Genomic DNA, 20,045 nt, shown 5'->3' with positions numbered 1-20,045 from the left:
GTCCCTCTGCAGCTGGCCGCGCGGCCGGAAGGGGGCAGGGGCGGGAAACGGCGCGGGGACGGGGGTGTTCGCGTTGACACCCCCGGCGCGATTCGCTATGATAGAGATAACTCGGACGTGGGAGGATGCATGCTTTGCAGGCTGAACGAGGTATTCGGGCCCTTGGTACCCGCGAGATACGCGACATGTTCAGAGAATTCTTCGTCGGCAAGGGGCACAAGCCTTTGCCGAGCGCTTCCCTCATACCGATCAACGACCCCACGCTTCTCCTTACGGGCGCGGGCATGGTGCCCTTCAAGCCCTATTTCCTCGGCACCGCCAAGCCGGAGTCGCAGAGGGTGACCACGTGTCAGAAATGCGTCCGCACCCTTGACATCGACAATGTCGGCAAGACCGCCCGGCACCTCACGTTTTTCGAGATGCTGGGCAACTTCTCGTTTGGGGATTACTTCAAGAAACAGGCGATCCCATGGGCATGGGAGTTCGTCACGGAGCACCTCGGCCTTCCCGAAGATAGGCTCTGGGTGACTATATACCTGGATGATGACGAGGCGTTCGAGATCTGGACGAGAGACGTGGGGGTGCCCGCGGAGCGCATAAAGCGCTTCGGCAAGAAGGACAATTTCTGGGAGATTGGTGTCGGCCCATGCGGGCCGTGTTCTGAGATCCACGTCGACCGCGGCGAGGAGTTTGGCTGCGGAAGGCCCGAATGCAAGTTGGGCTGCGACTGCGACAGGTTCATGGAAATATGGAACCTGGTGTTCATACAGTTCCATCACGACGAGGCCGGCAACTATGTGCCTCTCGAACGCAAGGGTATCGACACCGGCATGGGGCTTGACCGGGTGGCCGCGGTCATGCAGGGCGTCCCGACGGTGTTCGATACTGACGCCATGAGGCCCATCACGCATGCCGTCGCTGAGCTTGGTGGGGTTGTCTACGGAAAAGCGACGGGAGGGCGACGGCAGGGGCAGCCTACGCTCGACACTGATGTATCAGTCAGGATAATCACCGACCACGCCCGCGCGGTGACCTTCCTGGTAGCCGACGGGGTCCTGCCAGCCAACGAAGGCAGAGGGTACGTGCTCCGGAGGCTCATAAGGCGTGCGGTGCGCCACGGCAGGCTCCTCGGCATCACGCGGCCGTTTCTGGCCGATGTGGCGGACGTCATAATTTCGGTGATGGGCGACTCGTACCCCGAGCTCGTCGAGAGGCGGGACCACATACGAAAGACCTTGTCCGTCGAGGAGGAGCGGTTCCTCGGAAGGCTCGATCAGGGGACGAGCATCCTTCAGGGCCTTGTCGCGGAGCTTCGCGAGGCAGGTAGGAACGAGATCCCCGGCGCGGATGCGTTCAGGCTTTACGACACGTATGGGTTCCCGGTGGAGCTCACTCGCGAGATAGCTGAAGAAAGCGGGATGACCGTAGACGAGGCGGGGTTCTCCGCCGCCATGCAGGAGCAGCGCGAGCGGGCGCGGGCAGCGCGGCAAGACCTGGGTTACATGGGCGACCTTTCGACGGCGAAGGCGCAGGCCCTCACGGGCCTTGGCACGAGGTTTGTCGGATACGAGACGACTGCCGCCAAGTCCAAGGTGTGCGCCATTTTTGTCGACGGCGAACCGGTGAGCCGCGCGAGCGCGGGGCAGAATGTCGAGATAGTGCTGGACGTCACGCCGTTCTACGGCGAATCCGGCGGGCAGGTAGGCGATTCGGGGACGATCACGGGTCCTTCCGGGAAGGCAAGGGTTACGACAACGGTGCGCGCGTCGGAGGCGATCGTCATTCATAACGCCACCGTCGAGCACGGCGTCATCACAACGGGCGACAAAGTGGAGGCCGTTGTGGACGCGGAGCGCCGCCGCGCCATCGCCCGTAATCACACAGCGACCCATCTCCTCCACGCCGCTCTCCGAAGGGTCCTTGGAGACCACGTGTTTCAAGCTGGCTCGCTGGTCGCCGAAGACAGGCTGAGGTTCGACTTCTCCCACCATTCGGCAATGACGGATGACGAGATCCGCAGGGTCGAGGACATGGTCCTGGAGTGGGTTCTCGCCGACTCGCCGGTGGAGGCGGTGGAGATGGCCCTCGAGGAGGCCAAGGCGATGGGCGCCATGGCGCTCTTCGGTGAGAAGTACGGTGAGCGGGTCCGGGTCGTCAGGATAGACGACTGCAGCAAGGAGCTGTGCGGTGGCACCCATGTGGGGCGCACCGGAGAGATCGGGCTCGTGAAGATAGTGTCCGAGGGTGCAGTGGCCTCGGGGATCAGGCGGGTGGAGGCGGTGAGCGGAAAGGCTGCCCTAGCGCTTCTCAGGTCCCAGCAGGCGCTGCTCGAGAGCGCGTCAGCGGAGGTCAAGGGCAATCCCGACGAGCTCCCTCAGAAAGTGTCGAGGCTCGTGCAGACCCTCCGTGCGCGCGAGAAAGAGATAGAGTCGCTCAAAGCGAGAATGGCCCGGTCGCAGGTGGACGTGCTACTCAGCGAAGCGACGGAGATAGACGGGGCGAAGGTCGTGGTGGCGGAGGCGGAAGGACTCGACGGGCCTGCGCTTCGCGAGCTTGCTGACACGGTGCGGGAGAAGCTTGTATCAGGCGCGGTGGTCCTGGGGTCCAGGTTTGACGGAAAGGCGCTTTTCGTGGTGACGGTCACGAGGGATCTCATAGATAGGGGCCTGCGAGCGGGGGATATCGTCAAAGCCGCGGCTGAGGCGGCGGGCGGAGGTGGCGGCGGGCGTCCTGACATGGCGCAGGCGGGCGCTCGCGACGCGGCGAAGCTCAAGGAGGCCCTCGGTGCGGCGAAGGCCAGGATAGAGAGGGCGTTACTGCACTGAGTGACTTCGCTGGTGGCGGCGTAGCGTCTCGGGATGCGGATTCAGGCCGCGAGGCAGGCGGGGTGCGGAAGAGTGGAAAGGTCGCCGGGCGCGAAACGCGATGCGCGCTGGCGAGCGTGCCGGCATACGGCGAGGTGCTGGGGAGCTACGACAGGGGGAGCGTGACGCTGCTGTGAAAGGACCGCTTGATGAGACTCAGACGTTTCGGGTCGTTTCTGAGGACGTGGTCAGCGTCAGGGCGTTACTCTTGGAGGTCTATGAGGCGTTGAAGGAGAAGGGGTACAACCCGACAAACCAGATCGTCGGATACCTTATGTCGGGGGACCCCACTTACATAACGAGCCATAAGGGCGCCCGGAACCTCGTTCGAAAGCTCGAGCGAGACGAGATCATAGAGGAGCTAGTGCGGTATTACCTGGAAGGCAGATAGGTTGGGCGGAGCTGGCACGGGCTTTCACGACGGGTTTTGGGAGGGGCGCGGAGCGCTTCGCTGTGCGAATGGGAAGACGCGTTGGCCCTACGGTTTCGATGCGGGGCGGCTTCGAAATGTGGTTCGGGCGCGGGCCTGCCATGACGACGGGCCTTGCGGCCCTTTTGATTTTCTGCGTGCTCTACGCCTTCTGGCCCAGGGCGACAGTGGTGGTCTCGCCCGAGGTGTCGGAGGTGTGCCGGAAGGTGACGGTTGAGGCGTCCACGGCTGTGACGGTCGTGGATGTCGATGGCGGGCGGGTGCCTGCTCGCGCGGTGAAGGACTCCTTCACTGTGTCCGTTAAGGTGCCGGTGTCCGGATCTGTGCGGTCGGGGGCCACCAAGGCGAGCGGGCGCGTCGCGTTCGTCAATGAGACGGAGCGTGCTGTGAGTGTGCCCAAGGGCACGATGGTCGCCACGGCGGCGGGGGTGCGGTTTCGCACGGTCGAAGCGGCCGTGGTCCCCCCTGCCACCGTAAGGCATTTCATGGGGCTTGCGGTCGACGCGGATTCGGGGATGACTGTGGTGGACGTGGAGGCGGAGGAACCCGGGACCAGCGGGAACGTCGCCGCTGGACGCATTACCGTCGTCGTTGCGGGCGCATTCCCGGGCCTAAAGGTCACGAACCCCGAACCCACGTCCGGTGGCGAGGACAAGATAACGCCTGCAGTCTCACCCGTCGACCTCGCGACGGCCCGCAGGCTCATTGCATCGGAAGCTGCGAGGGAGGCGGCAGCGCGCCTTGCAGTAAAGAGCCCGGCCGGTTTCAGCGTCGTCCGCGACACCATCGTAGTGGAGCGACAGGAACCTACTTTCAGCGCGGCTCCTTTTACTCCATCTGCGGAACTGCGGGCATCGTGCCGCGCGAGCGCGAGCGCGCTTGCGGTCAAGGAGGCTGAGGTCTTAAAGGTGGCGCGGGGCAAGTTCCTCTCCGAGGTCGTGGCCGGGGGCGGAGAGGTTATCTCATCCGCAGTGGAAATGAAGATAACCGGGGCCGCGCGGAAAAGCTCTGCGGCAGCATCGATCGATGTGACCGCGCAGGCCAGGGTCTCGGCAAAGGTCGATGCGGACAAGCTCGCGCGTGAACTCGCGGGCAAGAGCGTCCGGGAGGCTGAATCGCTGCTTGCGACGCGGCAGGGCGTGAGCGGGTTTTCCATATACCCACAGGCTGACAGCGAGGCCCGGCTGCCTCGTTTCCCCTCATGGATCCACGTGATCGTAGGAGACGTGGACGCCGCGGGCCGCGGCTGAACGGGGTCGGAGGCGAGACGAGGGGCCGACGCGCGCACTGTCACACCGGGAGGGGGGCGGGTTTCTGGGGCAATCGTACACTGCGGCTGGAGCGGGCGGCGGGGCGATGGACGCGGGGCCGCGGAAGGTCGCCCGCGGTCTCGAGAGAAGGGCCCTCGGCAGGACGGGACTCGTCGTGTCGAGGATGTGCTTCGGCACCTTGACTATGGGGCCGTTGCAGGCAAAGCTGCCTGTGGAAGAGGGCGCTTTGCTCCTGCGGGCGGCGCTGGACGCAGGGGTCAACTTCATCGACACCGCTGAGCTTTACAACACATACGATTACATCCGTGAGGCCGTCTTCGGGGGGAATGGCGCCCGGAGTTGGAGCCGGGACACACTGGTGATCGCCTCAAAGTCATATGATTACACGTATGAGGGGATGCGTGAAACCGTGGAACGGGCGCTCAGATCCTTGGGCACCGATTACATAGATATCTTCCTCCTCCACGAGCAGGAGTCGGCCTTGACGCTGAAGGGACACGAGGAAGCGCTGAAATACCTGGTTTTCGCACGTGAGGCAGGGAAGGTGCGTGCGGTCGGAGTGTCCACCCACCACGTGGCGTGCGTGAGGGCGGCCACCCTGATGCCTGAGATCGACGTGATACATCCTCTTCTGAATAGGTCGGGGATCGGGATAGCCGACGGGAGCGCAAGCGAGATGCTGGCGGCGGTACGGGACGCACACTTGGCCGGCAAGGGCATCTACTCAATGAAGGCGCTGGGCGGCGGAGCCTTGCTGGACGATGTGGAAGGCGCCCTGCGGTGGGCTCTGGGGCAGGAGTGCGTTGATTCCATCGCCGTGGGCGTGAAGACGCTGGATGAGCTCAGAATGGACCTTGCCATATTCGAGGGCCAGCATCCCGATGACGAGCTCCGCGAGCGGACGCGGCACAACAAGGCCCTCCTCATCGAGCCGTGGTGCACCGGCTGTGGGACGTGCGTGGCGAGGTGCACCCACGGGGCGCTCGCGATCTCGCCGACGTCCGGTCGCGCGACGGTGGACACCTCCCGGTGCGTTCTGTGCGGGTACTGCCAGGCTGCGTGCCCCGAGTTCTGCATAAAGGTGGTCTAGGCCGGTTGAGGGTCATGGGGCTTGATGTAGGGACAAAGACCATCGGCGTGTCGCTGTCTGACCCGACTGGATGCTTCGCGCAACCCGCGGGTGTGATCACGAGGGCATCGTTCAGGGGCGACCTGGCGCGGCTGGTCTCGCTCGTTCGCGGCAATGGGGTCGCCCTCGTTGTCGTGGGCCTGCCGATGAACATGGACGGGTCGCTCGGCGAGAGCGCCGCTAGAGCGAAGCGGCTTGCGGAAGCTCTCGAGGACAGGGCGGGCGTGCCCGTGGTCCTCTGGGACGAGCGGCTGTCGACGGTGTCTGCGGAGCGGGCCCTGCTCGAGGCGGACGTCTCCCGGCGGCGGCGGAGGCAGGTTGTCGATTCGGTGGCGGCTGCTATAATCCTCCAAAGTTATCTCGACAGTCGCAAGCCCAGTGACGGTGTTGAGCCCGGATGCGACTCTCACCATGGAACGCGCGGCGCGGTTGGGGAGGAGCGCGGTCGCTTGGGCCAGGAAGCACGCCAGGGTGCGCGGGGCGATGAGGGAGGGCACGAGGAGGCGGGCCTGCCGCAGCTCGGTGACGAATGAAAGCATGTCCGCATGGAGAGCATAGCGGCTGACAGCAGGCGAAGTGGGCATTGACCCCACGACGCGGTACGGATACACTCGGATGTGAAAGAGAGGTGGCCCAAGTGCCAGAGATCGATGATGTCATAACCCTTGTGTACGAGGACGGCGAAGAAGAGAGCTTCTCCGTGGAGGATGTCATGGAGCTCGACGGAAACACTTACGTCATCCTGGTCCCCGAGGATGCGGACAGCGAGGCGGAGGACGACGAAGAAGTTGAGGCTTGCATCTTCCGGGTGGAGACCGACGAGGACGGCGAGGAGGTATTGGTTGACCTGGATGATGACGAGTACGAGAAGGTGACCAGCGCGATCTGCGCAGACCTCGAGGATGTCTGCGAAGAGGACGAAGACGAGGATGAAGATGCCGAAGACGACGAAGATGAGGGCGAGGACGAAGACGAGGACGAAGACTAGTCTTGGGAATGTGATGGTGTGAGAGGCGGGGTCCAGGGAAGGCAAGGCAGACGGGGAGGCGTTTTCGCCCCATCTTTCTTGAGTGCCTGGCGGGCGAGGCGCCCGAAGGCGAGGCTCGAGACGAACCTCGCCACATCTGCTGCGAAGGGCCGGCGAAAGATGTGGCGCGTGGTTGCTTTTGTGTGTGTGCCCGTCGTGCTTGGCCTTGCGTGGGCCCTTTTCCTTGTACTCCCATTTGGGTCGGGCGAGGCGGTCCAGGTGCGAATCGAACGGGGGCTCACTTCGTCGAGGATCGCCGACATACTGGTTGAAAAGGGACTCGTCAGATCCGGAGTGGCATTTGACGCTGTGGCGCGAATGTCAGGCGTTCAAGACAAGCTCAAGGCGGGCTTGTACCGGTTGAGCTCCCGCATGGGTGTGTTTGGGATCCTCCGCGTGCTGGCAGAGGGGCGGGTGGAGCGTGTCCGGTTCACGGTTCCCGAAGGCTACGACGTCGCCGAGATCGCGGGCTTGCTGGAGGCCAAGGGGCTCGCGTCTCGCGAGAGATTCCTGGCGCTTGCCAGGGGCGAGGTGAAAGGTTTTTCTGTCCAGGCGGGAGGCAGGGAATTCTCGGGCAATCTAGAGGGTTACCTCTTTCCCGACACGTACGAGGTTGAGTCGGGAGTCCCCGAAGAAACCATCATCGCCGCGATGGTGAGACGCTTCGCCGAGTTGGTGCTGCCGGAGTTCGACAAGGACGGCGTCTCCGATGCTGCCAAGGCCCTAGGCTTGCACGGGGTTGTCACGATAGCATCCATAGTCGAGAGGGAGGCGCGGATCCCGAGCGACAGGCCCATCGTGGCCGCGGTCTTCTACAACAGGCTTAAACGGCATATGCCGCTTCAGTCCTGCGCCACGGTTCAGTACGCGCTCGGCACATGGAAAGAGCGCCTGTCATACGAGGACCTCAGGGTGGACTCACCCTACAACACGTACGTTGTGCCGGGCCTTCCCCCAGGCCCCATCTCCTCGCCGGGGCTTTCTTCGATCCAGGCCGCGCTTCACCCCGCTGATGTAGACTACCTCTACTTCGCCGCCGACGAGCATGGCGGCCACGTCTTCAGTCGCACTTTCAGTGAACACCAACGGGCTCTTGCCCTCCTGCGCCGCCAGGACAAAACCCAGGCTCGATAGGGCCGGGTGGCGCGCACGACCGTTTCATTTCGCGGCGGGATAGAGCTTGAGCGCGCCATTTGCGATGCGGGCGAATACTGGTGCGGCGGTCTTGCCGCCGGACATGCCTTCCTCCACGAACACGACGATGACGAGCCTCGGCTCGGAGAGCGGGGCAAAGCCCGCAAACCACGCATGGGCCAAAGGTGAACCCGTGCCGTCTACCTTTCCGGTTTCGGCGGAGCCGGTCTTCCCGCACGAGCCGCCCTCCGCTACCCAGGCCGCCGTTCCTGTCCCCCACCTGGTAACCGTCTCGAGCATGAAAACGAGCTGATGGCACGTGTCTTCGGAGAGAACACGTACCGGATCCTCAGGCCGGATGGTGCGGGCGGCCATCTGACTGGCAGAGGGGTCGGAAGGCACGATCTCCATCACCAGCCTCGGCCTGCGGACGAGCCCGCCGTTTGCCACGGCCGACATCATCACGGCGACTTGCAGAGGAGTCACGGTGATGCGCCCCTGGCCTATCGCGAGGTTCGCGACGTCCTGTAGGGACATGGATCGCGCGTCCGGAAGGACGCCGGCCTGTTCGCCGGGGAGAGCGATTCCCGTTGTGGCTCCCAGCCCCAGCCGCTGCGCGAGGTCTACGAGACGTGGTGCGCCCACGCGGAGGGCGGTCGCGATGAAAGCGGTGTTGCACGAGTATGCCATGGCGTCAAGGAACGTGATGTCTCCGTGGCCGCCTTGCTCGTATGAATGACACTTGAACCTGACACCACCGACATCCACGTAACCGGCGTCGTGGAAGGTGTCTCTCAGCGAGGCGGTTCCAGCCTCCAGAGCGGCCGCGGCCACGACCACCTTGAACACCGAGCCGGGCGGGTACGCGCTGAGCGCGCGGTTTACAAGGGGTGACGCCGGATCCTTCATGGCTGTCGCTATGTCATCCGGTCGGAAGGTGGGTCGACTCGCCATGGCGAGCACGTCGCCCGATCTGGGGTCCATCACCACGACAGCGCCGCGCTTGATCGTGTCGTCCATGACCTGTTCAACGAGGGCCTGGATATCCCGGTCGATCGTCAGCCTCACGCCGGCCCGGGCGGGCTTTCCGGGCAACCACCGGACTCCCAGGCCTCGGAGGGGAGCGCCCTTCGCGTCCGTGAAAACCGCTACCTTGGCTTCGTCTTCGCCGCTCAGGTACCGGTCGAGGAGCGCTTCCACGCCCGACATACCGTGCCTGCCGGAGGGATCGACGTAGCCGATGACGTGTGCGCCGATCCCCTCGGGATCATAGCGCACGGGTTGCTCAACCACCACGACCCCAGGGTCGCGGAGCGCCTCCGTATAGGGGGCTGCCGGACTGGTCGCGGCGAACGCGGGAGAGGACAGGATCCCCGCGGGGACCAGGAACGGTGCCGGGGAGCTCAGGCGCGACAGGACCCGGCCCGTCGGCGCGCCCGCCACCTCGGCCACCATTCCAGCAACGCTCTCGAGCGACTTCACCGATCCGGGAAACACCACCACGGCAGGCTTTTTGAAGTCCCCTGCGAGCACACGCATGTTGCGGTCGTAGATCGCGCCGCGCACGGGCATCGTGGCGAGCGCCAGCGCGCGTTGGTCGCGGCACCGTTCGGCAAGGTCTTCGCCGATGACCAGCTGGACGAAGGCCATCCTCGCCACGAGGACGCTGAAAACCACGAGGAAGATGCGGGCGAGGCCGCACACGCGCAGGGAGGTTTTCTCGGGCAACCTTGGAACACCTCTGCCTATCGTATTGGCCGTCGTATTGGCGGTGCGTCGTTTCCGTCCGGGATGCTTCGTCGGGTGCGGAACGGGGCTGCGAAACCACCTCTCCGCCTCGGAACGTAGCGTTCCCAGCAACCGCCTGGCTATGCTGTCGCGGTCGCGTGTGTCGCGCGCAAGGAGTTCTCCATGTTCGTGGGGAATTCCATACGTGCGCCGGCTTGCTGCTTCGTGAGGCCGCTCGTGCGAGAAGGCAGCCGCGCGGCTCATGATCGATTTGCAGAAGAGCCCCACGAGGAAGGCGCAACGTGGGGACCGGGGACCCCGGGAGAGCGGGAAGCCGGCCATCGCACAGGAGGTGATGCGCATGGCTCACGTCAGAATCCATGAGATCCTCCCTGAAGAGGTCCACGATTTGAACGTGATGTGCGTGCCGCCCGGGGTCGGCTCTGACGAAGTCTCGAGGCTCCTTGAGGAGAGCGTTTCGGCTCAGAGGCGCGCGGCGGCGATGGGCGCCAGGGTGTTTGGGGCTTTCCTCGGCGGAGAGCCGGTCGGTCGCGTTGAGGTGATGCCCATCGAGGCTGCGCCCCTGCCGCTGGAAGGAGATGGCCTCTGGGTTCTCAGGTGCTTGTGGGTTCTCGAGAATGCGAGGGGCCTGGGAATCGCAAGGGCTCTCATGGAGCTTGCGCTGAAGGCTTCAGGGCATGCACGCGGACTTGCGGTGCTCACGTACCCGGACTGGATGCCTGTTGGGTTCTTCGAGAAGTTCGGCTTTACCGTGGCGCAGCGGAGCGACCCGGGGTTCTTGCTGTTGCGCGCGGGCGGTGCGGACGCCCGGGTCGCGTTGGTGCAGGTGGCGAGGGACCTCGCGCCCTCCGCGGGCGAGGTGAAGGTGGAGGCCGTGTTCAATGCGAGGTGTCCATGGATCATCCACTACTACCGGACACGCCTTGCTTTGGCGAGGTCCATCTCGGATAAAGTCACCACTGCGGAGCACGTCATCCACACGCGCGACGAAGCGCTCGAGTTCGGCGAGGAGAACCTGTATATCGATGGCGCGCCTGTGTTCTCAGGGCCTGTAGGATTGGACGACTTCGAAAGCGTCGTCAGGGAGCGCCTAGCGAGAAAAGGCTTGCTTTAGGGAATCGGCCGCGCGCGGCCATTTCTAGGATGAGCAACCGCCGAGCCCGCTGGCTGGTCCATGAAGGTCCATGGAAAGCCCGCACGAGCTATCCTCCGGAGACCGCCCGGTCGCCAGGGGCTCCGAAGGCATGCGAAGAGCTGCCCCGGCGCGAGACCGAGGATCCAAGGGGAGGCACGTGTCGTGACGGTGTTGAACGAGATTGAGGCCTGCGGCGACAGGACGGGCCACGGTGTCGAAGCGTGGCTCGGGCGATACCGGCAAGAGTGGCGGCGCTTTCCGGAGCTGAAATGACCTGCGCGTGGCGCAAGCCAACGCCTGGACAGGGGGCTGCCGGTGGCTCTCGGGAACTGCTGGATGGATAGTTGAGCTGATGGATAATATGTGATATATTATATTCGGTGGTGAGAAATGGACGAACGCATAGTGAGCACAAGCCTTGTTGAGCAAATACGAGGCATCCTGCGCGAAGACATCGTCTCTCTGCGGCTCCCCCCGGGCACCCGCCTCGCCGTAGACTCCCTTGCGGAACGCTTCGGCGTGAGCCGCACACCGGTGAGGGACGCCCTGAACGCGCTTGTCGAAGAGGGTCTCGTGATGCTCGCACCGCGCGTCGGGTACTACGTGGTTGAGTTGTCGGTTCAGGATGTGGAGGAAATCGCGGACATCCGCGAGATGATCGAGCTGTACGCCCTCCGCCGCGCCATGAAAGAAATGCGACCGTCGGACGTTACCGCCTTGCTGGAGGAGACGAAGGCTCTCCGCTCGCTCGGCGGCGACGAGCAGCGGAGGGCTTTCGAGCGGCTGGACCGCAAGTTTCACGTGGAGATCATCCGCGCTGCGGGGAACAAGCGCCTTCGCGACCTCTCGGCGCGAATTCTGGCCCTCATAGACCTCATGCGCAACCTCAACGTGCGTGTTGAGGAGGCACTCGACGAACACATCGCCATCCTCGAGGCCATGCAGAAAGGCGACGCGACCTTGGCACAACGCCTTCTCCAAGGTCACCTCGAGGGGGTTCGGCGGGCCATCGTCGCGGAGATGACCCGAATGAAGAGTCCGGCCTCCAAGGAGCCTGCCGCGAATATCGGGTAGCGGATGGGCCCGCAAGGCCGTGGAGCTGGTGTATCGCACGTGTCAAATGCGCGAGAACTCTCGGGGCAGGCCGTCAACCCGACTGAAGCTGCGCCGCCGTTCGTCCTGGCGATCGACCTGGGCACGTCGACGGTGCGGAGCATGCTGGTGGACAGCAGAGCCCGCGTGCTGCCGGCGACCCTCTCCCGGGCGCCTGCAAGGGTTAGGGTGTCGGCAAGCGGCGCCAGCGAGGCAGACATCGTGGAGCTCGCAGAAAGCGTGTGGAGTTGCGTCGACGGCACACTTGAACGGGCCCGCGCTCTATCGGGCCACGGGCCGCGGGGCGCGGCGGCGGCCATATGTGGTGTGGCCGTGACGACGTTTGTGTCCAGCGTGTGTGGGCTCGACCGCGGTGGGCGACCTCTCACACCTCTTTTCACCTGGGCGGACACTCGTGGCGAAGAGGATGTAGCGAGGCTGCGCGTCTCCCTTCCGTGGGCCGAGGTATATGAGCGGACGGGATGTCCTCTTCACACTAGCTATCTCACGGTGCGGCTTTCGTGGTTCAAACGTACGAGCCCTGAAGTGTTCACACGCATCGCACGGTGGGTGAGCATCGGGGAGTACCTCGAGTGTAAGCTTTTCGGGCGGGCGCGGTGCAGTTACTCAGTGGCATCGTGGACCGGGCTTCTCGATCGCGCGCGCCTCGCATGGGACGGTTCGCTGCTCGATGCGCTCGGGGTCACGCCAGACCAGCTCTCGCCCCTTGTCGATGTAGACGAACCTCTTGCTGGCCTTCGGCCGCCCTTCGACAAGCGCTGGCCCGAGCTCGCTTCGGTTCCGTGGTTTCCTGCCGTAGGTGACGGCGCCGCCCACAATCTTGGAAGCGGCGCGGACGACTCGCGGCATGTGGCTCTTGCGCTCGGCACGAGTGGCGCACTCCGGGTGGTGGAAGCCGGTGACCCCCGCATCACGCCGGGGCTTTGGGTTTACAAAGTGGACCGTCGCCGCAGCCTGGTGGGTGGGGCGTTGAGCGAGGGCGGGAACATCCTGGCGTGGTTCATGAGGGTTCTTCGTCTCTCCTTCGAGCCAGAGAGGGGAGAGGCGGAGGCCACGGCGGATTCCGGGTGGGAAGAGGCTGTGGCCAACGTGGCGCCGGATTCCCACTCTCTCACGGTCCTGCCGTTCATCGCCGGTGAACGGAGCCCGGGATGGCATTCCGGCGCACGTGCCACCATCTCGGGCCTGAGCCTGGCGACCACTCCTGAAGAGATAGTGCGCGCAGGGCTAGAGGCGGTAGCCTATCGATTCGCGGAGATATACGCGAGGCTCCCGGCGGCTGGCGAGAACAACCGAACGATCATCGCTTCCGGCGGAGCCTCCCGGATCGCCGTGTGGCTCCAGATATTGGCCGATGTCCTGGGGCGGCCTGTGGTGCAGTCGAGCGAACCCGAACCGTCCGCGAGGGGCGCTGCGCTGCTTGCGTTGCGCGCCATGGGGATGCTGGGAGACGGCCCTGACCCTCCGGCCGCACTCGGAAGGATCTTCACCCCAGACGATGCCCGGCATGCCCGCTATTTGGAGGGGCTGGCAAGGCATAGGGCCCTTTACGCGAGGTTGTTGGCGGAGGACGACCCACAGTAGGAGCGCGCGGACTGAAGGAACGACCTGGGACGGCTCGGAACCATACATCGACGATGGCAGAGGCCTGCGTTCGCGGCGCCCACGCCCGTAAGGCGCATTGCAGGAGCCCCCTGGTGCGGCTCCCGAGCTGGGCATGCGCTCAGGACAGCAGGGAGGCTAGGGACGAGGCGACTAGGCTGCCAGATGAGGCAGGCGTTCGCCAGGAGGCCGTGGCGCGGTCATGGAAAGGGACGAGTGTGTCGTGCGGAGGCTTTACGCGGAAGGGGCGCTCGCCGGGCTTCGACCCGAAGGCTTTTCGGGCGTTGACGTCCCGTTGCCCAGGGGGCTGTGGGTGCGTCAGCCCTTGGAGCGTGGCAAGATCACCGACATTCGCTCAGTCCTGAGCGAAAAGATGGCGCGGTCGGGGGTCGAGGCCAGGATACGTAAAGGCGGGCGCGTTGCCATCGCGGTGGGCAGCCGGGGCCTTGCGGGGCTCCCGGAGATAGTGGCGAGCGTGGCTGAGGCGGTGCGCGCGCGCGGCGCCCGTCCTTTCATCGTCCCCGCGATGGGCAGTCACGGTGGTGCCACGGCCGAGGGGCAGAGGCAAGTCCTTGCCGACTACGGCATCAGCGAGCGCACGCTAGGCATAGAGGTGAGGGCCTCGATGGATGTGGTCGAGGTGGGGCGCTTAACCTCGGGTGTGCCGGTGTACTTCGGCCGCGAGGCGTACGAGGCCGACGGGGTGATCGTCATCAACCGCGTCAAGCCTCACACGTGTTTTCGTGGTCCGATCGAGAGCGGACTTGCGAAGATCCTCACCATCGGCCTTGGTAAACACGTGGGCGCCACGAGCCTCCATGCCGCGGGGTTTTCCAGGTTTCCTGAGCTCATTCCGGAGGCCGCCCGGCTCATCTTGGCACGAACGCGCGTCCTCTTCGGCGTAGCTACCGTTGAGAACGCCACCGGCGAGGTTGCGCTCATCGAGGTCGTGCCTGCCGAGGACATCCTTCGGCGGGAGCCCGAGCTTCTGCAGATCGCTCGACGGAAGATGGGGCGGTTTCTGTTCGACTCCTGTGATGTGCTGGTCGTCGACGAGATCGGCAAGGACATCAGTGGCGACGGGATGGACCCCAACGTGACCGGCCGGTATTCCGAGCCAACAATGGCAGGCGTTGGCGGCTTCCAGGCCCAACGCATAGTGGTTCTCGGCCTCACCGCGGAGGCCCATGGGAACGCCAGCGGGATCGGCGTCGCAGACATCACGACGCAGGACGTGCTCGACCGGATAGACTTCGTGCAGATGTACACGAACGCGGTGACTTCCCGGGTGCTCGCGTCGGCCCGGCTTCCCATCGTGGTACCCACGGCGCGCGACGCGGTGGCGTTGGCCCTTCTAACCGTAACAGGCGTGAGACCCGAGCAGGCACGAGTGGTGCGAATTCGCAACACGCTTGAGTTGGAACGGATCTGGGTGTCGGAGAGCATGTGGGAGGAGCTATCCGGTCGCCCAGGGTTCGAGGCTCTTACGTCCGTGGCACCTATGGACATACAAACCGGATCACGGAAGCGAAAGGGGTGATGCAAGGGGATATCGAGGCCCTGCACAAGTGGTCATTCGGACGTCGTAGTGCGTGCGGTGGGAGTCGTGCATCGGGGTTCGAGGCAACGTGCAGTTGCTGAGGGAATGCTCAACATGCAAGGGAGGAGAGCACGATGAAGCGGCGTGTGAGGCTTGCCTGTTGGCTCATTGCCGTGGCACTCCTGGGGGTGACCGGCATCGCCGCCGGGAGCGCTGCGCAACCGCAACCTTACAAGGGAACGGCCCTCCGGGTGGTCCTTGCAAACCATCCCTGGGCCGACGCGATCCGGCCGCTTATCCCCGAGTTCGAAGCGGCCACGGGCATCAAGGTGAACGTGGAATCCTACTTCGAAGACCAGCTCACGCAGAAACTGAGCGTGGAGTTCGCGTCCGGGACATCGACCATCGACGTGTTCATGCAAAGGCCCTTGCAAGAAGCCAAGCAGTTCTGCCAGAACGGATGGTACACAGACCTGAAGCAGTTCATCGACAACCCTGACCTTACTCCCGCGAACTGGCAGTTCCAGGATTTCTTCCCAGCAGCGCTCCAGGCGGAGACGGTGAAGGGCTTCCTCACAGGGGTGCCCATCGTGACGGAGCAAGAGATCATCTACTACAGAAAGGACTTGTTCGCGAAGGACGGCATCAAGGTTCCCACGACACTGGAGGAGCTCGAGGCTGCTGCCAAACATTTCCATAATCCTAGCAAAGGGATGTTCGGCATAGTGTCTCGGGGACAAAGGTCTCCGGCCGTGACGCAGTTCTCGAGCTACCTGTATAGCTTCGGAGGCACGTTCGACAAGGACGGAAAGGCGATGTTGGATACGCCTGAGGCCATAAAGGCGTTCACGTTCTACGGCGATATCCTCCGTAAGTACGGCCCTCCTGGAGTGCTCAACATGAGCTGGCCTCAAGCTCTTGCCATCTTCGCGCAGGGCAAGGCAGCCATGTACACCGATGCCTCGGTCTTCTACTCCAACCTCCTCGATCCCGCGCAGTCGCAGGTGGGCGACAAGGTGGGCTTCGCGGTCTTCCCGGCGGGACCGGCAGGGGCGAGGCCGTACTCCATCGTCTCCTGGGGGCTTTCCATGAGCGCCACGTCGCGCCACAAGGAGGCGGCGTGGAAGTTCATTGAGTGGGCCACGAGCAAGGAAACGACCCTGAAGACACAGAGCAGGCAGGTACCGAGCGCACGGACGTCGGTGTGGGAGAGCGAAGAGGGGATAAGGAACTTCCCAGCGCAGCTCGTGCAGGTCATAGTCCAATCCAGCAAGATCGGGGTGCCGTATGACCGCCCGAACGTGATAGCGGTTGGCCAGGCCAGAGACATCGTTGGCTCTGTCATCGTGACCGCCATCGAGGGCGGCGATGTGGCCGCGGCGGCCAAGAAGGCGAACGCAGACTATCAGGCTCTTCTGGACAAGGAGAAATGAGATGCCTCGCGGGCTGGCTGGCGACGCTGGCGACGCTGTCGGGCGTCGTCAGCCAGCCCGGGCGTTCAGCGGGCGGACCCCATTCGAACCCCACCACGTCTGCAGTGTCCTCCCGCTGGGCCGAACATGGAGGTGGGTCAGGTTGCGCGGCGGCTGGCTCGATAGAAACCTCCGGTACGTATTTCCCTTACCGGCTTTGGCGTTCATCGTCGTGATGATGGTGTTTCCACTCGTTTACACGCTGCGGCTTTCCTGCACCGAGTGGAGCATGTCGTCCATGTCTCCGCCGGCCTGGGTGGGCGTCGCGAACTATGCATCGCTTCTCGGCAGTGATCAGCGATTCTCAGGCGCGGTGTGGCGGACGTTCTACTTCACCGTGCTCGCGGTGGTGCTGGAGACGGTGCTGGGGGTGGCTATCGCCCTCGCGCTCAACCGCGACATGCGGGGCAAGAACCTTGTCAAGACGATCTTCCTCCTTCCCATGGTTGCAACGCCTGTGGCGGTCGGTATGGTGTGGCTGCTCATATACGAGCCTACCATAGGCATAGCCAACTACCTCCTGAGCGTTCTCGGTCTGCCGCCGCTGCACTGGCTGGCCTCTCCCCGGCAGGCTTTGCCGTCGCTCGTGCTGGTAGACGTGTGGCAGTGGACCCCGATGATCACGCTCATAGTTCTCGCGGCGTTGACGGCCCTGCCTCGCGACCCGTTCGAGGCTGCGTTGGTCGATGGCGCGACGCCGTGGCAGACCGTGCGACATGTGACGCTTCCCCTGCTGCAGCCGGCCATTGTGGCGGCGATGACTCTCAGGGCCATCGATGCCTTGAAGACGTTCGACATCATCTACACGATGACGCAAGGCGGTCCGGGCTTCGCCTCGGAGACGCTGAACATTTACTCGTTTGTGCTCGGTTTCCAGTACTTCCAGATGGGCAAGGCCTCTGCGCTGCTGATGATATTCTTTGCCATAGTGCTCGGGTCGGCCATCATACTGAGCTGGGCCCGAAGACCGGTCGAGGCCTAACGGGGGTGCGGAGGTGTCCGGAGTGGGCCTGAATGAGGCGGAAGGCAAGAGGCAATGGAGGACGCCGTCGCCAGAAGCGCGCAGGCGGGCGGCGTCGAGAGCGCGGCTCTGGAGGGAAATCGGCTACGGGTTGCTGCTTTTCATCATCATAGTACCGTTCGTGTTTCCGTTCCTCTGGATGGGGGTTTCGTCGTTCAAGCAGCAGGCAGACATCATCCGCACGCCTCCAACGTGGGTATTCAGACCCACCCTCCTGCATTATCGGGAGGTTTTCGGGCAGTATCAGTTCGTGCACTTCATGTGGAACAGCCTCGTCATCGCAGCGGGCTCGACCTTCTTCTCGCTCCTTCTCGGCTTGCCTGCGGCGTACTCGATCGCCCGCTTCCGCCAGAGCAAGCTTGCGCTCGTGATCCTCGTCGCACGAATCGTTCCCGGGATCACTTTCCTCATACCATGGTTCATACTCTTCTCAAGGTTGCGCCTGGTGGATACATACACGTCTCTCATTCTCAGCCACATGCTGGTCGGACTGCCGTTCATCATCTGGGTGATGGTGCCGTTCTTTGAGTCTCTGCCCAAGGAGCTCGAGGAGGCTGCGATGGTGGACGGGTCCACACGTTCAGGAGCCTTCCTTCGTGTCCTGCTTCCCTTGACGGGCCCGGGAATACTCACGAGTTCAATTCTCTCGTTCGTGTTCTCCTGGAACAACTTCATGTTCGCAGTGGTTCTGACAGGGGCGCGGACTCGCACGCTGCCGATAGCGGTCTTCAACTTCCTGTCTTACTCGGAGATCAACTGGGGCGGGCTCATGGCGGCAGCTGTCGTGATCACCGTGCCCATCCTCGTGATCGCGCTTGTCGCGCAGAGGTATATAATCGCGGGCTTGACCGCCGGAGCCGTGAAGGGGTGATCCGGTGCTGCGCGCCGGAGCTCGAGGCGGATAGACGCGCTAGGAAAGGGTTGAAAAGGCGATGCGAAATGCGATGCAAAACGACGCCAGCTGTTGCCAAGGGGGGCTGCGCGGGCCTGGCGCGAGGCCGCCGCGGGGGCAGAAGGCCGACATCGGCTTGGTGGGGCTCGCGGTGATGGGGCAGAATCTTGCGCTCAACATCGCCGATCACGGGTACAGGGTGGCCGTGTATAACAGGACGGCTGCGACGATGGAGGAGTTCGTCAACAAGGCGCACGCTAACGGGTACCGAGACGCGATTATCCCTTCGCGGTCGTTAGCCGAGTTTGTGGCCGGCCTTTCGGTGCCGCGGCGCATCATCCTCATGGTGAAGGCCGGCGCTCCGGTGGATGCCGTCATCGAGCAACTCGCCCCAGCGCTCGAGCCGGGGGACGTCATCGCAGATTGCGGCAACTCCCACTTCCGTGACACCGCGCGGAGGGAGAGGGCCCTTGCTGAGCGCGGAGTCTACTACCTTGGGGTCGGCATCTCCGGCGGCGAAGAGGGGGCGAGACGCGGGCCAAGCGTGATGGCGGGGGGCGCTCCGGCCGGCTGGGCGCTTCTTCGGGACGTGTTCCGCGGCGTTGCAGCGCGAGCCACGGAGGACGGCGAGCCGTGCGCTGCCTATCTCGGCCCGGGCGGCGCCGGTCACTTTGTCAAGATGGTTCACAACGGCATCGAGTACGCCGACATGCAACTGATCGCCGAGGCATACGGTCTTGTGCGTGAGGTCTGCGGCCTCGAGCCCGCGGAGGCCGCGGATGTGTTTGCCGAGTGGAACTTGGGCGACCTCGGGTCGTACCTCATCGAGATCACCGCAGAGATCTTGAGACGAGTCGATGCCGATACCGGGCGGCCTTTGGTCGACGTTATCCTGGACGAGGCCGAACAGAAAGGCACGGGGAAGTGGACGAGCCAAGAATCGCTGGAGCTTGGAGTAGCCGCGCCGACAATAGCTGAGGCTGTGTACGCACGGTATATGTCCGCGCTCAAGAGCGAGCGCGAGCGTGCTTCGGGGGTCTTGCCCGGGCCTGTCGTGGCGGGCGCCGGAGGTGCGCGGGATGCCGCCGCGACCTGTAGTGCCCTGCCGTGTCGCCGTAGTGGTGAGCCTGGCAGGGTCCCCGACGATGACGGGCGGAAGGGAACGGGTGTAGACATCGCGGATCTCAGGGACGCGCTCTACGCGTCGAAGATCTGTTCATACGCCCAGGGTTTCGCCCTTCTGAGGCACGCGTCCGCCGAATACGGCTGGGGGCTTGACCTTGCGACCGTGGCGCGGACCTGGCGGGGTGGGTGCATCATCAGGGCGCGTCTCCTGGCCGATGTGGCCGAGGCGTTCGTCGGCAACCCGGAACTGGACAATGTGCTCCTTACTGAGCGCTTCCGCCGGGTCATGGCGCAGGCCCAGCGAGGGTGGCGCAAGGTGGTGAGCGCCGCCGCCCTTCAAGGATTTCCGACTCCTGCCATGAGCTCGGCCCTGGCCTGGTACGACTCGTACCGTCGGGCCGTCCTTCCGGCAAACCTCATCCAGGCTCAGCGTGACTATTTCGGCGCACACACGTACAAGAGAGTGGACCGGCCGGGCGTCTTCCACACTGAGTGGAAGCGCGGCCTATGAGGGCGCGGCGGGCCTCTTGCAAAGGGGGGA

The 20,045-nt window shown here is 64.1% G+C and carries 16 protein-coding genes; 15 read left to right on the top strand and 1 reads right to left on the bottom strand.

The annotated features are described in order from the left end of the window. Nucleotides 1-125: 125 nt before the first annotated feature. From alaS to mltG, 7 genes are all read left to right on the top strand, one after another. Complete coding sequence (alaS, locus tag GX515_11170) at nucleotides 126-2,825, top strand: alanine--tRNA ligase (protein ID HHY33553.1); 2,700 nt, start codon at nucleotides 126-128, stop codon at nucleotides 2,823-2,825. A 100-nt stretch (nucleotides 2,826-2,925) separates the two neighbouring features. Further along, nucleotides 2,926-3,255 (top strand): IreB family regulatory phosphoprotein, encoded by a 330-nt coding sequence (locus GX515_11165; GenBank protein HHY33552.1) that lies wholly within the window; start codon nucleotides 2,926-2,928, stop codon nucleotides 3,253-3,255. 62 nt (nucleotides 3,256-3,317) lie between these two features. Then, the gene (locus tag GX515_11160; GenBank protein HHY33551.1) at nucleotides 3,318-4,544 is read left to right on the top strand and encodes a hypothetical protein; all 1,227 of its coding nucleotides are present in this window, start codon (nucleotides 3,318-3,320) and stop codon (nucleotides 4,542-4,544) included. Nucleotides 4,545-4,650: 106 nt separating this feature from the next. Then, nucleotides 4,651-5,655 carry a 4Fe-4S binding protein gene (locus GX515_11155; GenBank protein HHY33550.1) on the top strand — a complete coding sequence of 335 codons (1,005 nt, stop codon included), beginning with the start codon at nucleotides 4,651-4,653 and terminating at the stop codon, nucleotides 5,653-5,655. 5 nt (nucleotides 5,656-5,660) lie between these two features. After that, a complete protein-coding gene (gene ruvX, locus GX515_11150; GenBank protein HHY33549.1) occupies nucleotides 5,661-6,227 on the top strand; it encodes a Holliday junction resolvase RuvX in 567 nt (188 codons plus the stop codon). Nucleotides 6,228-6,331: 104 nt separating this feature from the next. Continuing rightward, nucleotides 6,332-6,682, top strand: coding sequence for a DUF1292 domain-containing protein (locus tag GX515_11145; protein HHY33548.1), 351 nt, complete (start codon nucleotides 6,332-6,334; stop codon nucleotides 6,680-6,682). A gap of 159 nt (nucleotides 6,683-6,841) precedes the next feature. After that, nucleotides 6,842-7,855: an endolytic transglycosylase MltG gene (mltG, locus tag GX515_11140; protein HHY33547.1), complete on the top strand. Its 1,014-nt coding sequence runs from the start codon at nucleotides 6,842-6,844 to the stop codon at nucleotides 7,853-7,855. A 24-nt stretch (nucleotides 7,856-7,879) separates the two neighbouring features. On the opposite strand, the gene GX515_11135 is transcribed toward mltG, so the two are convergent. Beyond that, nucleotides 7,880-9,583, bottom strand: coding sequence for a penicillin-binding protein 2 (locus GX515_11135; protein HHY33546.1), 1,704 nt, complete (start codon nucleotides 9,581-9,583; stop codon nucleotides 7,880-7,882). 361 nt (nucleotides 9,584-9,944) lie between these two features. On the opposite strand from GX515_11135, the gene GX515_11130 reads away from it, so the two are divergent. The 8 genes from GX515_11130 to gndA all read left to right on the top strand — a co-directional run bounded on the left by GX515_11130 (nucleotide 9,945) and on the right by gndA (nucleotide 20,015). Continuing rightward, entirely contained in the window at nucleotides 9,945-10,718 is a 774-nt protein-coding gene (locus tag GX515_11130) for a GNAT family N-acetyltransferase (protein ID HHY33545.1), read from the top strand. A gap of 411 nt (nucleotides 10,719-11,129) precedes the next feature. Then, nucleotides 11,130-11,813, top strand: a complete 684-nt coding sequence (locus tag GX515_11125) for a GntR family transcriptional regulator (protein ID HHY33544.1) — start codon at nucleotides 11,130-11,132, stop codon at nucleotides 11,811-11,813. Nucleotides 11,814-11,816: 3 nt separating this feature from the next. Further along, on the top strand, nucleotides 11,817-13,436 hold the full coding sequence (locus GX515_11120) for a gluconokinase (GenBank protein HHY33543.1): 1,620 nt from the start codon (nucleotides 11,817-11,819) through the stop codon (nucleotides 13,434-13,436). A gap of 220 nt (nucleotides 13,437-13,656) precedes the next feature. Beyond that, a complete protein-coding gene (locus GX515_11115; GenBank protein HHY33542.1) occupies nucleotides 13,657-14,994 on the top strand; it encodes a DUF2088 domain-containing protein in 1,338 nt (445 codons plus the stop codon). A 134-nt stretch (nucleotides 14,995-15,128) separates the two neighbouring features. Beyond that, complete coding sequence (locus GX515_11110) at nucleotides 15,129-16,427, top strand: sugar ABC transporter substrate-binding protein (protein ID HHY33541.1); 1,299 nt, start codon at nucleotides 15,129-15,131, stop codon at nucleotides 16,425-16,427. Nucleotide 16,428: 1 nt separating this feature from the next. Continuing rightward, the gene (locus tag GX515_11105; GenBank protein HHY33540.1) at nucleotides 16,429-17,448 is read left to right on the top strand and encodes a sugar ABC transporter permease; all 1,020 of its coding nucleotides are present in this window, start codon (nucleotides 16,429-16,431) and stop codon (nucleotides 17,446-17,448) included. A 178-nt stretch (nucleotides 17,449-17,626) separates the two neighbouring features. Next, on the top strand, nucleotides 17,627-18,358 hold the full coding sequence (locus GX515_11100) for a carbohydrate ABC transporter permease (GenBank protein ID HHY33539.1): 732 nt from the start codon (nucleotides 17,627-17,629) through the stop codon (nucleotides 18,356-18,358). A 73-nt stretch (nucleotides 18,359-18,431) separates the two neighbouring features. Then, a complete protein-coding gene (gndA, locus tag GX515_11095; GenBank protein HHY33538.1) occupies nucleotides 18,432-20,015 on the top strand; it encodes an NADP-dependent phosphogluconate dehydrogenase in 1,584 nt (527 codons plus the stop codon). Nucleotides 20,016-20,045 lie beyond the last annotated feature (30 nt).

The organism is Bacillota bacterium (genome assembly GCA_012842395.1).
Taxonomy (GTDB): domain Bacteria; phylum Bacillota; class SHA-98; order UBA4971; family UBA4971; genus UBA6256.
The sequence above is the reverse complement of the archived record's forward strand: the minus strand, read 5'-3'. Positions and strand labels throughout refer to the sequence as shown.

Coding starts and splice junctions, on each gene's coding strand:
- alaS (HHY33553.1), top strand. CDS start 126: ATGCATGCTTTGCAGGCTGAACGAGGTATTCGGGCCCTTGGTACCCGC.
- GX515_11165 (HHY33552.1), top strand. CDS start 2,926: ATGCGCGCTGGCGAGCGTGCCGGCATACGGCGAGGTGCTGGGGAGCTA.
- GX515_11155 (HHY33550.1), top strand. CDS start 4,651: ATGGACGCGGGGCCGCGGAAGGTCGCCCGCGGTCTCGAGAGAAGGGCC.
- mltG (HHY33547.1), top strand. CDS start 6,842: ATGTGGCGCGTGGTTGCTTTTGTGTGTGTGCCCGTCGTGCTTGGCCTT.
- GX515_11130 (HHY33545.1), top strand. CDS start 9,945: ATGGCTCACGTCAGAATCCATGAGATCCTCCCTGAAGAGGTCCACGAT.
- GX515_11125 (HHY33544.1), top strand. CDS start 11,130: ATGGACGAACGCATAGTGAGCACAAGCCTTGTTGAGCAAATACGAGGC.
- GX515_11120 (HHY33543.1), top strand. CDS start 11,817: ATGGGCCCGCAAGGCCGTGGAGCTGGTGTATCGCACGTGTCAAATGCG.
- GX515_11115 (HHY33542.1), top strand. CDS start 13,657: ATGGAAAGGGACGAGTGTGTCGTGCGGAGGCTTTACGCGGAAGGGGCG.
- GX515_11110 (HHY33541.1), top strand. CDS start 15,129: ATGAAGCGGCGTGTGAGGCTTGCCTGTTGGCTCATTGCCGTGGCACTC.
- GX515_11105 (HHY33540.1), top strand. CDS start 16,429: ATGCCTCGCGGGCTGGCTGGCGACGCTGGCGACGCTGTCGGGCGTCGT.
- GX515_11100 (HHY33539.1), top strand. CDS start 17,627: ATGGGGGTTTCGTCGTTCAAGCAGCAGGCAGACATCATCCGCACGCCT.
- gndA (HHY33538.1), top strand. CDS start 18,432: ATGCAAAACGACGCCAGCTGTTGCCAAGGGGGGCTGCGCGGGCCTGGC.